Source organism: Nocardioides pacificus (assembly GCF_054775955.1).
Window position 1 is genome coordinate 4,993 of sequence record NZ_BAAHCI010000009.1, and the last position, 13,217, is coordinate 18,209.

Below are 13,217 nucleotides of genomic sequence, written 5' to 3' on the forward strand. Positions count from 1 at the left end.
CAGCTGTGGCCGCACGCGGGTCGCTTGGTGGGCTGCCACGGCGAGGGGTCGCCGACCCGCTTGAGGTAGGGACCCCACAGGCCCAGACACACGGGGCAGACCTCGCCGGCCTCGTCGACGAGGTGGCCGCAGCTGGGGAGGACACACCCGGGAATCAGGCTGTCCTCCCCGGCCGCGTAGGCCCCGGCGTCGCGCGGGTCATGGCCGGTCGTTCAGGCGGCCGCATCGGCGGCTTGGTCGACGTCGTCGAGCAGGGCCGGGGCCAGCTGGTGCACGGCGCGCAGGACGTTCTCGGCGCAGGCGCGCACGGCGTCGACCTCGCCCTTGGTCCAGGTGGTGACGTAGCCGACGCTGTAGGCGGAGGTGTCGACCTCGAGGAGCCCGGCCAGCACGTAGGCCACCGACTCGGCCTCGCACTCGAACCGACCCCGGTGGGCGACGTACTCGGCAGCGTCGCCGGCGCCGTCCTCGTCGACGTGCAGGGTGGCGTGGGCAGCCTCGTGCAGCATCGTCTTGGCGGCCTGGACCGGTGTCAGGTCCGCGTCGACGACGATGCGGCGGGTCCCGTCGGTGGTGGTGTAGCCGTTCAGCTCCCCGGCGATCCGCTCGCGGGTCACGCTCCACCCGAGACCACTCATGTGCTCGGCCATCGCCTCGAAGATGCCTGCGTGGTCGTCGCCGGTGAGGCGCTGGGCGGGGTGCTCGGGCAGGGGCTCGGCTCCCTCGATGGGGTCGGTCTGGGAGATGTCGAAGACCGACAGGACGGGGAACCGCGCTAGGCGGCGCTCGACCTCGTCGCCGGTCTCGGGGTCCTCCTGGGTGACTTTCTTGGTGGAGTACCCGCGAATCTTGATGGAGCGTTCGCCCTTGCGCACCTGGCGGCCCTTGGCCTGCCACTGGCGGAATCCGGCCACCATGGTGGCCTCGGGGCGCTGGGCGAGGATCAACATCAGGTTGTTGAACGAGTAGGCGTGAAACGAGCCCACGAACTCCAGGAACCGCGCCCACTCCCCCGACTCGGCCAGTGCCTCGGCCTGGGCGGTCAGGGTGTCGTGCAACACCTGGGCTTCGGCACGGCGCTCCTCGGGGCTCTTGGTGGGGCGCTTCTTGATCTTCTTCGCAACCATCTTCCGGTGCTCCATCCTGCGCCGGGGCCGGGTGCTCGGCTCTGCGTTGCCGACCCTTTTTCGCCCTCCCCGGGCAAGGAAGAGTCAGGGCCGCATAAGGACGCCGGAGTGCCACCCCGGTACCGGTGGCGGGTGGGAGGAAGTCAGCGAGCTCGCGAGCGCCGAGCACCCGGCGCCGGCGCGTAGCGCGGGGTTGCACGCAGGTGTCCGCGGCCCAGAATCGGATGACCGGGGAGAGAGAACCTGCTTCTAGGAGAAGGTGGTCACGGCCGCGGGCCGTGGCGTACGGCCGGCCTCCGTCGCCGGTCGCCGTGGTCTGGCCGTCAACTACGTCGCACCTTCGTGCCCATGGCCAGGGGGTAACTCAGAGCGTCGCCGCTGGAGACCCCGGCCTGGTGGGCGTCATCGCTGAAGCTCCGGACGTCCGTCCCGTCGGCCTTCACCTTTACGGTGTAGGTGGCCGCGCCGATCTTGACCCAGCGCGGCGAGTTCAGGCACTTGCTCGGCACTGAGGCCGTGACTGCGTCGGTCTGAGAGTCGAGCGAAACGCGTAGCCCCCGGCACTTCACCTCACTCCCCCGGGTCTCCAAGAATGTCTGAACGTTCGTGCGGCGGCCGCCGTGGCGAACGGCAATGAGCGCGTAGGTCTGCTTCGGAGTGGAGACCTCGAAGGCGGTGTAGAGCAACCCGCGGCTGCGCAGGTCGCGCAGTCTCATGGTCAGGCGCAGTCGGTGTGCGCGGTGGTTGACGATGGTGCGGGTGATGTCGACGGCCGTGTTGTCCGGTGTCACCGCCAGCGGGCCCTCCTCCTCGTCCATTTCATTGACGTCCTGGTAGATGACGTCGCCTGCCGGGTCTTGTGCTACCACGCGCTCGGCGTGGGCAGCGATCGGTGCGCCCAGGGCGACGGCAGCGGTGAGCGTGACGGCGAGGAGGCGGACCCCCAGAAGGCGTGACATGTGTGTCCGATCAAAGGTCGCCCCGAAGAGCGGAGAGTTCTTGTGTGACCCATTATCCGCAGCAACAACGCCCTGGGTCAGACGAACGCGGAACTTCAGTCGGGTCGCCGACCGGCCTCTGTTCGCCGGTCGCCACCGAGCTGGGGGTGAGGTCGGCGCGGGCTTGAGGGGACGACGCGGCTCCCGGGTGGGTCTGGGGAGGGCCGACCCTCCCCAGCCGGCGCGCAGAAGCGCCACTCTCCCGCTGGTGACCGCCCGGGGTGCTCCGGCACCCCGGGGTGTGGGGTGCCGGAGCGAGCCGACTCAGGTGATGTTGGTGGCGGTGCGGAAGGTTTGCCAGGCGCTGGGGTGGATGGCGTCGGTGAGCATCCGTGACACGAGGTAGGCCAGGGTGTAGGTGGCCGGGTTCTCGATGAGGTCGATCGCGACCCACGCGAGTGCGCCGTTTCCGCTGAGCCAGGCGGTCAGCGCGAGGATCGCGGCGGTCGGGGTCCGCAGTGCCTCGGGGGCGCGGCGGGCCAGGTCGCGCCACATCGCCACGTGAGCGACCGCGGTCTCGCGGTCGATGGCCGCGATCGCGGCGTCGCGTATCTCGAGGTCGGCGATGGCGAGCAGCAGCCGGGCCGCGTCCAGGTCGTTGAGGCGGGTTTGGTCGCCTGCGAAGCCAGCGGTGAGGCTCTGGACCCAGCCGTGCAGGTCCTCGGCCTGGTCGTTGCGCTGAACGGCCTGGGAGAGCACCTCTTCGATGGGTGTCTGGTCCACGGGCGCGACGCTGGCGGCCAGGGCCTCGCGGGAGGTCTCGGGGGCGACTCGTCCGGCGGCGATGAACTCGGTTTGGGTGCGGGTCTGGGTCTCTTCATCGACGGTGCCACCGATCCCCGTTTGAACGTCGAGCCACGTGTCAGCATGTACGTGAATGGTGGCCAGGACCTCACTGGTCCCGGTGAACGCCTCGGCCACCTGGCGCAGGGTGTCGCTGGCCAGCAACAGGTCATCGCTGTAGGCGATCAGGAATACCCGCTCGACGCCGTGGGTGCGGTAGGCCGGAACCAGTGCCCCGGTCAGGGCCTCGGCGCTCTCGCCGTGGTGGGGCAGGTCCACGCGCGCGGTGGGTGCCGGGCCGGATCCGAGACCGACGGTCACGAGGCTGTCGTGGGGGGTGAACCCCAGGATGTGCGGGACGGTCGCGATGAGTTCGGCGGGGGTGTTGATGGATGGTGGTCACGGTGACCTCTCTCTGCGCCGGGAGACGGGTGGTGGCGTCTGGGTTGCCGACGGTTTTTCGCCTTCCCCGGGCGCTTTGAGGTGACGTGCCGCGATGGGGCGCCGGAGTGCAACCCCCGGTTCCGGCGCGGTGGGGAGGAAGTCAGCGAGCTCGCGAGCGCCGAGTCGGCGTGGCGGCGCCGTAGGTGCGGGGGTTGCGCAGAGGTGGCCGCGGCCCAGAATCGACAGCCCGGGGAGGAGAAAGTCCTGCTTCTAGGGAGAAGTGGGGTCGCGGCCCGTAGGGTCGCGGCGTACGAACGGCCTCTGTTGGCGGTCGCTCCGCTCACCTGCTGCTCGGTGGGCTCTCGGGCGGCAGGAGCCGGATGTGGTCCTGGTCGAGGTTCTCGACGCGGTTCTTGCCGGGATCGATGTTGCGGCGTAGCTAGCCGGTCCAGCGTCCAGACGGGCTCGCCGGCCCGCAGGTGTCAGTGGGCGAGGTCGCCACGCAGGGCGGCGGTGATCAGCTGGGAGCGGTTGTCGGCGTGGTGTTGGACCACGAGCTGGTCGAGGACGGCGAGGTTGGCGGCGCTGAGGCGGATGCTGATGGTGACGCGCGCCTCGGTGGAGCGCCGCGCGCTGCGTGGGGTGTCGGGGAACAGTCCCCCGCTGGCTTGGCTGGCGGCTGGGCGTTCGTTGGCGACGAGGTCGCTCAGGTGGTGTTGGGTGCGCTCGATGGCCCCCAGGACCAGTTCGGCGAGGGTGATTCCTCTGTCGGTGGACGCAACGCGGATCTGGTCGCGTAGCTCCACGGGCAGGGTGAAGGTCGTGGCCCGTACCGGGGTGGCTTCCGCTTGGCGGGGTCGAGGCCCTGAGGAGGGACGTTCCTGAGCGCGCTGAGTGCTCGCCTGGGTGGTGTCCTCGGCGGGCGGTGGTGCGCTGGGTGCCGTGCGGGCGGGCTTCGGGGGCGGTACGGCGGTGGTTCGGGTGCGTGGCGGTGGTCCGGGGATGGACTGCAGACCGGGGGCCGGTGCGAGGGCGCGTCGTTCGCTCATGCGCTCTGGGTCTCCTGCTCTTCGTGCTGGGCGATGCGCTGGAGGATCTCTTGGGTGAGCATCACGAAGTCGTCGGCCAGGGCGGGTGCGCTGCCGGGGAGACGTTCGGGGCGGCGTCCTTCCTTGAGGGCGACCCACCAGGGTTCGGCGTCGGAGACTGCGGCGGCGATCTCGTGCACGAGACGTCCGCGCTCGCGGGCTTCGACGGCGACGCCCTCGGCGTGGCGGATCACGGACTCGAAGAGCTCGCCGGCGCCGCCGAGGACACTGCGGATGTCGTCTGCGGCGTTGCTGCGGATGCGGGTGGCGCTGGTGCCGGTGTCGAAGAGGACGGCGCCGAGGATGGCGATCTCGGGGTTGGTGGCGCGGACTCGGACGATCTGGTCGGCCAGTGCACGCAGTCCTTCGATGCTGCCGCGGTCGCTCTTGGTGGGGACCACGACCCAGCGGCTCGCGGCGAGGGCGAGTTGGAGCAGCACGGGGCGTGTGGGCGGGGTGTCGATGACGATCAGGTCGTAGTCGGCTGCGATGGGGGTGAGGGCGTCGGCGAGGAGCTGGCGGGTGTCTTCGGTGCGGCGGCTGCGGCCGGCGATGATGTCCTCGAGGTCGTCGAGGCGCGCTCCCCCGCAGATGACGTCGAGGTTCTCGCGCACCGCGGCCAGGACTGGTGCGAGTTGTTGGCCGTTGGTCAGCGCGTTGACCAGGTGGGCGCCGTGGTCGGTGCCGACGTGCCCGGACTCGTCGGGCCAGTTGTAGCCCAGGTCGTGGCCGGCGTTGGCTTGCGGGTCGAGGTCGATCAGCAGCGTCCGCCAGCCTGCGGCCGCGCTGAGGCCGGCGACGTTCACCGAGCAGGTCGTCTTGCCCGCTCCCCCCTTGCCGTTGGCGAAGGTGACCACGCGACTGAGATTGCTGCTCATGGGCGACATCCTCGCTGCTGGGCGGTAGTTGATGCGGTAGCCACGCCGCTAGTTTCCTGATATGGCGCAGAGTAATGCAGCCATACGCGATGCACTACGCCTTGCATTACTGCTTGCGGTAGTAAACGCAGCGGGTCAACCGCTACGACATGTCGTAGTGCATGCACTAGTGCAGCGGTACCGCCAGCGCTATTTGGGCAGTATGGCTGCGCCATCGGCGGGCTGCCGGACCGGGATGGGGGGAGGAGGCCGGGTTGCTACTGGGCGGGGTCGACTCCTGTGTCGCGGTGGGTCTGGTCGCGGAGGTAGGTGGCGAAGCCGGGGATGGTGAACCGCAGTTCGCCGTAGCCGGCGGGTTCGATGAGTCCGCGGTCGATGAGTTGTTGGCGGACGTCGCTGATGGAGGTGGTGGAGGTCTGGAGCTGGGTGGCGAGTTCGGCTCGTGCGACGGGGCCGTCGCCGAGTGCGGCCATGGCGCCCAGGAAGCGGCGTTGGGGTTCGGTGGCCTTGGCCATCCGGGAGCGGAAGAGGGTGGCCATCTGCTGGTCGGCTGCTTCGAGGCCCTGGCGGACGTGTCCGGTCTCGATCCGCCCGCCGGTGTCTGGGCGGGCTGCGTCCCAGGCAGCCTCGCCGATGAGTTGGACGCGGTGGGGGTAGCCGCGTGCTGCGGCGATGGCCTCGTCGATGGCGTGGTCGGACCAGGTGACCTGGAGGTCTCTGGCGGGCAGGCGGAGGGCTTCGGCGACGGCGACGTCGGTGAGGAGGCCTACTTCGACGAACTTGGTACGTTCGCCGAAGGTGGCGGCTTCGGGGACTGCGCCGAGCACGGAGGGGAGGCCGGCGCCGATGATGGCGACGGGGCAGCCGTCGGGTGCGCCGTCGAAGTGCTGGAGCGCGATCAGCAGGGAGCGGCGATCGCCGACGCGGGCCTCTTGGAACTCGTCGACAAAGACGGCGAGGCCGCCGCGGTCGTGGTTGCGCGCGAACCGGCCCGCGTCCTCGAGCAGCGACTCGACTGCGGCGCTGCTGCGTGCTGCGGCGACCTCGACGCCGACCTTGGCGCCGGGGATGCCGAACTCGACCTGGACCTTGTCGAGGCTGTGCAGGAGGCCTTTGGCGCGCTCGCCGAAGGACTCGCGTCGGATCTCCTCGCTGAGCGAGCGGGCGAGCTCGGGTGCCATGTCGACGTCGTCGCGGCCGGTGACCCAGACGGTGAGGTAGCCGTTGGCGCGGGCTTCGCGTTGTGCTTGGCGCAGCAGGGAGGTCTTTCCGAGGCCGCGGGAGCCGTAGAAGGCGAGGAGCGGTCCGCCGGATCGGCCCAGCGCGCTGATGCGCGCCAGGCGGGTGCGGATGTCGTCGAGCTCGCGGCCGCGACCGGCGAGGTAGCCAGGCGCTGAGCCGGGGGAGTAGGGGCTGGGAAGCACTGCAACCGCCTCAGATAGGTTCCGATAACTGGAGTCTAGATATCGGAAGGTATCTGGTTCCGCGGTTCGGCGCCACGAGCACATCAGGTGCGACCTGGTCAACAGCGGGCATCGGGCCCGCCCGGCGATGTCATGGCTTACGCCGCCACGCTCGATGCCCTGAGTTGGGTCTGGGCGGGGGAGGAGGCGGTCGACCAGGTGGGGGGGAGTCCCCAGCGGCGGCGGTGGTCGTCGAGCTTGTGTCGACGTAGCTGGCGTTCGTGGGGGGAGAGGGCGGCGAACTTGGCTTGCCACGCGGCCGAGACGTCGGCCTGCTCGGCGCGGGTGAACTGGCGCGACCAGGCGGCGTGCAGGGAGCGCTCGCTGGGCTCGCCGGCACGGTGCCGGGTCGCGGCGATGCGGCCGCGTCGCTCGAACTGCTCATCTTGACTGAGCTGGGCGTACCACTGGACGAGCTGCTGACGTCGGGTCTGGCGTGCCTGCTCGGGCAGCGAGCTCCACCAGTCGCGCTGGCGGGTGCGGGTGCGGCGCAGCACGGCGAGTCGTTCACGGTGCCAGCGGCTCCAGGCGCCTGCGCGGTACTCGGCGCGCTCGCGGGCGATGCGCTCCAGCAGCAGTCGACGCGTCGCGGAGCCCCTGCGCTGGTGGCAGGCCGTCGGGGTCGCCGCGCGCTGCCAGTGACCTTCGGGGTCACGCTGAGCCAGACCTGCCGTCTCCAGCTCTTCGAGGACTGACCTAAGCGTGCGGAGCTGGCGAGGGGTGGGCAGGTCGGTGGGTCCATGCGTGAGCCCAGCCTCTTGCCCCAGCTCAGCCTCAGTCACCAGTACGCCCTCGGGACGGGGGAGGGCCTGCCAGACCGAGTGGGCGGTGGGGGCCAGAGCGGCCCACAGGCCGGGGTGGCGGGGGGTGGGTGTGAAGCCAGGTGGTTCAAGTAGCGACAGGTCCGTCTTGGCGAAGCGAGGATCGAGTTCGAAGACGTGGCTGGAGGAGTCCGCCCGGGAGTGGTCGAAGGACTCCAGCCGCCTCCCCAGCGGGCCGTGCAGGGCACGCAGGGCGCTCAGGACCGTGCCGCGGGCTAGGCCGGTGTCCAGCTCGAGGTCACGCAGGGGACAGGGCACCGCGAGCTCGTCGACGCGCAGCATCCGCTCGAGCAGCGTGTGCGCCACCAGGAGGATGGAGTGGCGCTGCCGGGGCCCGAAGGTCCACTGCAAGGCGCTCAGGGCGCGTCTCGCGGCCGCGACGGCCGCCCGGGTGCTCTCCGACGGCGTCAGCGCCGCGGGGCCCTGCGAGGAACCCTCGGGGTGGGTGGTGCGCCAGGCGGTGTCGGTCTGCACCGCGGTGTCCCAGTGGTGCCGGGTCCACCAGCCGCGGCCGCGGTCGCGGCTGCGCTCGAACGCGCCGCCACGGGCGGTCAGGACACGCTGCCATGCCTCATCGATGTCGAGTCCGGCGCGCACCATCGCCGAGGTAGCCGCCAGCTCGATCGCCGATCGCGACTGGTCCGGACCCAAGACGACCGGCGCCGGGCCACGGCCCTCGAGCCATGCCTGCCAGCGCGGCTCGACCTCGCGGCGGGCCCGGGGGAGAGGGACCAGACCCCGGGTCGCGGCCGCTCCGGCTGCCCGGTCCGCACGCCTGGTCCGGGCCGACTTCGTCCGTGCCTTCGGTGCGCGAGGCAGCGCCGCCAGCGCGGCACGCAACTGCTCCGCAGTGCCCAGCGGGGCCGGAACGACGCCGGTGCGGCGGTGCGGAGACGACAGAGGACGCAGCGTGTGCGACCCGCCACCCACCCCGCGGTGATCGACCTGCACCTTCGCGAGACCGTAAGTGATCCGCAGATCCTCGACATACGCCGCGAAAGCAGCCGTGTCCTCCCCGGGCAGACACAGCACGTGCCAGCGGCCCGGCCCACCACCAGAAGGCCGCAGCAGGTGCCAGCGGCCCCGACCGGTCAGCCACCCGGCCAGGTGCTCGGCAATCGCGTCACCCTCCACACCGCCGGCATCGACATCGACCGCGGCCACATCACGGGCGAGACGTCCCACCACAGCGGCCGCACGACCCTGCTCCACCAACACCAGGGCATGCCTCAGCGACTCAGCATCGCCGACCTTCCTCTGACCGGCGTCAATGACGAACCACCCCGACGCCTCAAAGAGGCGCCGGTCTAGCGCGCTGACGAGTTGCCCGGTCACAGGCATACGCCGTGCGGTCGCACAGGCTCATGCACCGGGCCGCAACCTCGTGCGACACGCGGGCTGAGATTTGTTGCGACGGTCCTGGCAACTGCGGGGTCGGGTGTTATCGTGGGCAGCACAAAGCCACCTCTTCCTCCTTGCTTCGGAGTGGGGCTGCAGATGGAACCGAACGGCACATTCGGTCCTTCGACTTAGATGGCCACCGTTGGCGCGGTGGTCATCAGTCATTTCGGGGCACTGCCCCGACCTAATGGAGTCCTAGGAAGCGTTCCTCTCGAAGAGCGCGTCTTGCTGCGGGTCCGGCTCGATCCACCACACCGGGCGGCCGTCCTCGTCGAGCTGATCGTTGGCGACCAGCGTGTCGAGGTACTGGCCCATGGACACGCCCAGGGCGTCAGCCACGGCACGTGCCTTGAGGCGCGTCTCAGGCGAGACGTGTCCCTGCATCGGCACCGTCACTCCGCTGTCCGCGGAACGACGACGACGACCCTTAACTGCGGCCATGGGTGCCACCTCCGGTAATGAATGCATCCGTGCGCACCATCCTTGCGCCATAGGGCGCTCACGTAATGCATTGATTGGGGTGTGTCGCGCATGTTGTTGATGGGGCCAGTGAGCCGTCCGCGCCACCGTGAGCAGGCGTCGCGCCCCTGGGGCGCTGCACGAGGTCCGTCGAACTCCCCTAGACAGTGAAAGCCTGCCCAAGCTAGTCCGATTTATCAAGACTAACGTCGGGCGGGAGGGTGAAGTCGCGTAGCGCGTCTAGCAGCTCGCTCAAGCGGCCCCTGTCGACCCGATAGGTGTGGGACCGCTTATCCGCGCTCGGAGTCTCGACGACAACGCCGTCTGCAATGAGCGCGGCAGTGTTGGCCGACACCACCCCGCGGGTCACGCCGAGTGCAGCGGCCGCATCCTTCTGGGGCCCAGGGTTGTCGAGGAAGTAGCGAACCAGGTGGACCCGCAGTGGCGTGCCGAACACGCGGGTCGCCGCATCGACAGTCACGGGCGTCTCGATTGAAACGCGAATGAGGCGGGGCACGCCCGCATTCTGCCTGCATTGCCCCAGTGGTGGGCGGTCGGTCGATCGCTCACAGCATGATCCCCCCAAACTAGTTCGTTTAAACCAGACTATCTGTTAGCGTACCTGCACGGAGGCGATGTCTGCCTCCTTCTCGGGAGCGGAGGGTGTCGCGGTGGTTTGGAGCGCACAGGGGCGGGGGCAAGACACGACCGGGCGTCCGATTGGTGGGGGAAGCCAGGGGCCGTTGTCCGCGGTCGGCTCTAGGGTGTGCTCAGGTTCGAATCGTCTCGGGGGAGTCGTGATGCTGAGCCGTTCTCGGGAAACGGTCCAGGTGGGGACGCGATGCAGCGTGCCCGCGCGCCCTGACAGCCGGTGCCCCCACCGCGCGTCCTGTCGTCTCATGCTGGTCGGTCGCGGCTTCCCGCGGGCTGCGGTCGACCTCTCAGTGCGTGGCCGGCTCAGAACCCCAAGGCGCGGCCACGCACATCCCCCCGCCGGCGGGATGCTCTGGTCTGCTCGGGGTCCGCTGTGAGCGGGATGCGGGGCATCGGGCTGGGCGTGGGCGTTCTCCTGCTGCTGCCCGTGATCGTGGTGGTGCTGATCATGGAGCCGGCAGTCGAGGCGGCGTCGTGCTTCCCGGGCGGAACGGCACCGGTGGGAAACACCGTGACCGGCGACGGCGCTCAGGGGGACCTGAGGATCGCGCACGCCAACATCAAGGGGTCGGTCTCCGCGGCGGGCTTCCGCTCGGACCTGATGACGGTCGTGGGCTCGGGACCGGATGCGGTCTCCCTCAACGAGGTGTCGCGTCGCTCGGACCGCGAGATCACCCCGGCGGGCTACAAGCTCTGGCGCGTCCCGAACCACGGGGCCGACGGCACGGCCGTGCTCTACCGGGCGGATCGGTGGACGAAGGTCGACAGCGGCCGCGTGATCATCCTGGCCCAGGGGCCTCAGCGGTGGGACCGCTCCCGGGCAGCCACCTGGGTCACGCTGCGCGACGCGGAGGGTGGCCGGTTCTCGATGGTCTCGATGCACCACATGGTGAACCCGGCGCGGATCGGACCGAACAAGCCGCTGCGCCAGCAGCTCTACGCGGCGGGGATGGACAAGGTCGCCGCGCTGGCTGAGCGCCTCTCGCCGCAGGGGCCGGTGTTCATCGCCGGCGACATGAACAGCCAGTACAACGCTGATGACCCGTGGGGCCCGCGCAAGAAGCTGGCGCCGTACGGGTACGCCCCCACCTTCGACGAGCTGGGACGGCTCGACGCCCACGACGGCGGCGCCGCCATCGACATGATCTTCTACCCCACCGATGCCGCGACCCCGCTCGCGCAGGGCGCCCAGCCCCTGAACTCCGACCACCACGGCCTGTGGGCGACGTTCCGGCTGGGGAAGACCAACGCCGCGAAGAACCGTCTCCCGGGCCCGCCGGCCGCGCCAGCGGCGGCGGCCGAGCAGGTCAACATCGCCGGCCTCGCAGGCGAGCAGGCGCGCAACGCGGCCACGATCGTGAAGGTCGGCAACGACCTCGGTGTACCGCCGCAGGCGCACGTCGTCGCCCTGGCGACGGCTCTGCAGGAGTCGGGCCTGCGCAACCTCGATCACGGCGACCGCGACTCGCTGGGTCTGTTCCAGCAGCGCCCCTCGACCGGCTGGGGCAGCTCGGCGCAGATCAGGAACCCGGTGCTGGCCACGCGGGCGTTCTACGGCCGCGCAGCCCACACCAACAACCCGGGGCTGCTCGACATCGCCGGGTGGGAGCAGATGCGTGTCAGCGAGGCCGCCCAGGCGGTTCAGCGCTCCGGCTTCCCCGACGCCTACGCCGATGACGAGGACCTCGCTCGGCGGCTGCTCGCACAGCTCGACGCCACGACTGCCGCGCTGATGAGCGAGGCCACCGACGCGTCGGCGTGCGCGACACCCGTGGGCGCCACGACGTGCGCCCCGACCGGCCTGGCGGTCGAGGAGGGGTTGAAGCCCGACGCTCTGGCGGTGCTGCGGTGCGTGCAGGCCTCGTTCGGCCCCCACGACTACGCCGGCGTGGGGGAGCGCAGCGCCAACTCCAAGAGCGACCACCCCAAGGGGCTCGCGGTCGACGTGATGATCAGGAACTGGAGCACGGCCAGCGGGATCGCCGAGGGCGATGCGATCGCGGCCTGGCTGCAGCAGCACGCCCGCGAGTTCGGGATCACCTACCTCATCTGGCGGGCCCGGATCTGGAACGCCGGCGACACCGGATGGCGCCCCTACAGCCACCCCTCGGGGGCGACTGACCCGACGTCTGCGCACATGGATCACGTGCACGTCAGCGTGCACGGCAACGCCGGCACCGGGTACGGCTCGACGACCGGCAACGTGACGACACCGCTGCCGCCGGGGATCTACATCGACCAGGACAACTGGCGCGAGGTGAGCCCGATCCGCTCGAGCTGGCACACCGGCAACGACCTGTCCGCGCCGTGCGGGACACCGGTCCGCGCGGCGCACGCGGGCACGGTGATCATCGACCGCCACCAGGCCTGGGCTGGCCCCTACCTGGTGAAGATCAGCCAGGGTCCCGGGCGCCTGACGACCTGGTACGCCCACATGCAGAACGTCACCGTGAGCGCCGGCGCGCGGATCCAGACCGGCGAGCAGATCGGCGCCGTGGGCAACCTGGGCAACTCCCGCGGTTGTCACCTGCATTTCGAGGTCCATACGCGTGGCGGGTCGATCTATGGCCCCGACAACGTCAACCCCGTGACGTGGCTGGCCCAGCAGATCAGCGGGACCGCCCCCAGGAACGTGCCGGCGAGCCGATGAGGAGACCACAGATGACTACGAAGTGGGCTTGGCGCATTGCCGCCGTCGGCCTGGTGCTCGGCGTGGGCACGGGCATCGCTTATGCGTTGGTGGCAGGCGGGGACAACGACTCCTCGGAGTCGACGTCGCAGCCCACCGGCTCGGCGTCGCCGAGCGTGGAGCCCGCGCCGGCGCAGGAGGACGCGTGGCGTGAGGTCGCTCGTAGCTACGCGGTCGCGTTCACCAACACCAGCGGGGGACACCAGGCGTGGCTGGAGCGGCTGCGGCCGCTGATCAGCCCGGCGCTGGCCGACTCCTATGAGTGGACTGATCTGCGCAACATCCCGTCTGTGGCGTTCACCGACCTCAGCGGGGGTGCGCTGACGCCGTCGGAGACCCCGACGCGTGAGGTGGAGCTGCGCTACAGCGACGGCCTGGTCGTCGACGTGCGCGTCTCCCAGGACCCCGCCAGCGGACGGTGGGTCGTCACGACCGCTGTCCCGGCAAACCCGACGAGCGGGGAGGCGTGACG

At 70.3% G+C, this 13,217-nt stretch carries 11 protein-coding genes; 2 read left to right on the plus strand and 9 right to left on the minus strand.

Translation table 11 applies throughout. The features are described from left to right. Positions 1-212: 212 nt before the first annotated feature. The 9 genes from ACYU7L_RS13450 to ACYU7L_RS13490 all read right to left on the minus strand — a co-directional run bounded on the left by ACYU7L_RS13450 (position 213) and on the right by ACYU7L_RS13490 (position 9,919). Positions 213-1,127 carry an ArdC-like ssDNA-binding domain-containing protein gene (locus ACYU7L_RS13450; RefSeq protein ID WP_460797438.1) on the minus strand — a complete coding sequence of 305 codons (915 nt, stop codon included), beginning with the start codon at positions 1,125-1,127 and terminating at the stop codon, positions 213-215. Between the two features lie 323 nt (positions 1,128-1,450). Then, a complete protein-coding gene (locus tag ACYU7L_RS13455; protein WP_460797440.1) occupies positions 1,451-2,086 on the minus strand; it encodes a hypothetical protein in 636 nt (211 codons plus the stop codon). A gap of 303 nt (positions 2,087-2,389) precedes the next feature. Next, on the minus strand, positions 2,390-3,298 hold the full coding sequence (locus ACYU7L_RS13460) for a DUF4192 domain-containing protein (protein ID WP_460797492.1): 909 nt from the start codon (positions 3,296-3,298) through the stop codon (positions 2,390-2,392). A gap of 476 nt (positions 3,299-3,774) precedes the next feature. Continuing rightward, positions 3,775-4,098 (minus strand): ribbon-helix-helix domain-containing protein, encoded by a 324-nt coding sequence (locus ACYU7L_RS13465; protein ID WP_460797442.1) that lies wholly within the window; start codon positions 4,096-4,098, stop codon positions 3,775-3,777. Between the two features lie 239 nt (positions 4,099-4,337). Next, a complete protein-coding gene (locus ACYU7L_RS13470) occupies positions 4,338-5,258 on the minus strand; it encodes a ParA family protein (protein ID WP_460797444.1) in 921 nt (306 codons plus the stop codon). A 257-nt stretch (positions 5,259-5,515) separates the two neighbouring features. Continuing rightward, the gene (locus ACYU7L_RS13475; RefSeq protein WP_460797446.1) at positions 5,516-6,682 is read right to left on the minus strand and encodes an AAA family ATPase; all 1,167 of its coding nucleotides are present in this window, start codon (positions 6,680-6,682) and stop codon (positions 5,516-5,518) included. Positions 6,683-6,819: 137 nt separating this feature from the next. Next, entirely contained in the window at positions 6,820-8,754 is a 1,935-nt protein-coding gene (locus tag ACYU7L_RS13480) for a hypothetical protein (protein WP_460797447.1), read from the minus strand. Between the two features lie 384 nt (positions 8,755-9,138). Next, the gene (locus ACYU7L_RS13485; RefSeq protein WP_460797449.1) at positions 9,139-9,282 is read right to left on the minus strand and encodes a hypothetical protein; all 144 of its coding nucleotides are present in this window, start codon (positions 9,280-9,282) and stop codon (positions 9,139-9,141) included. Positions 9,283-9,586: 304 nt separating this feature from the next. After that, the gene (locus ACYU7L_RS13490; RefSeq protein ID WP_460797451.1) at positions 9,587-9,919 is read right to left on the minus strand and encodes a hypothetical protein; all 333 of its coding nucleotides are present in this window, start codon (positions 9,917-9,919) and stop codon (positions 9,587-9,589) included. A 519-nt stretch (positions 9,920-10,438) separates the two neighbouring features. Between ACYU7L_RS13490 and ACYU7L_RS13495 the strand changes: the two genes are divergently transcribed. After that, a complete protein-coding gene (locus tag ACYU7L_RS13495; RefSeq protein ID WP_460797494.1) occupies positions 10,439-12,706 on the plus strand; it encodes a peptidoglycan DD-metalloendopeptidase family protein in 2,268 nt (755 codons plus the stop codon). Positions 12,707-12,717: 11 nt separating this feature from the next. Then, complete coding sequence (locus tag ACYU7L_RS13500; protein WP_460797453.1) at positions 12,718-13,215, plus strand: hypothetical protein; 498 nt, start codon at positions 12,718-12,720, stop codon at positions 13,213-13,215. Positions 13,216-13,217 lie beyond the last annotated feature (2 nt).

What these genes read in the sequence shown, in the direction of transcription:
- ACYU7L_RS13500 (WP_460797453.1), top strand. Translation starts at nt 12,718, where the DNA reads ATGACTACGAAGTGGGCTTGGCGCATTGCCGCCGTCGGCCTGGTGCTC.
- ACYU7L_RS13495 (WP_460797494.1), top strand. Translation starts at nt 10,439, where the DNA reads ATGCGGGGCATCGGGCTGGGCGTGGGCGTTCTCCTGCTGCTGCCCGTG.
- ACYU7L_RS13470 (WP_460797444.1), bottom strand. Translation starts at nt 5,258, where the DNA reads ATGAGCAGCAATCTCAGTCGCGTGGTCACCTTCGCCAACGGCAAGGGG.
- ACYU7L_RS13450 (WP_460797438.1), bottom strand. Translation starts at nt 1,127, where the DNA reads ATGGTTGCGAAGAAGATCAAGAAGCGCCCCACCAAGAGCCCCGAGGAG.
- ACYU7L_RS13455 (WP_460797440.1), bottom strand. Translation starts at nt 2,086, where the DNA reads ATGTCACGCCTTCTGGGGGTCCGCCTCCTCGCCGTCACGCTCACCGCT.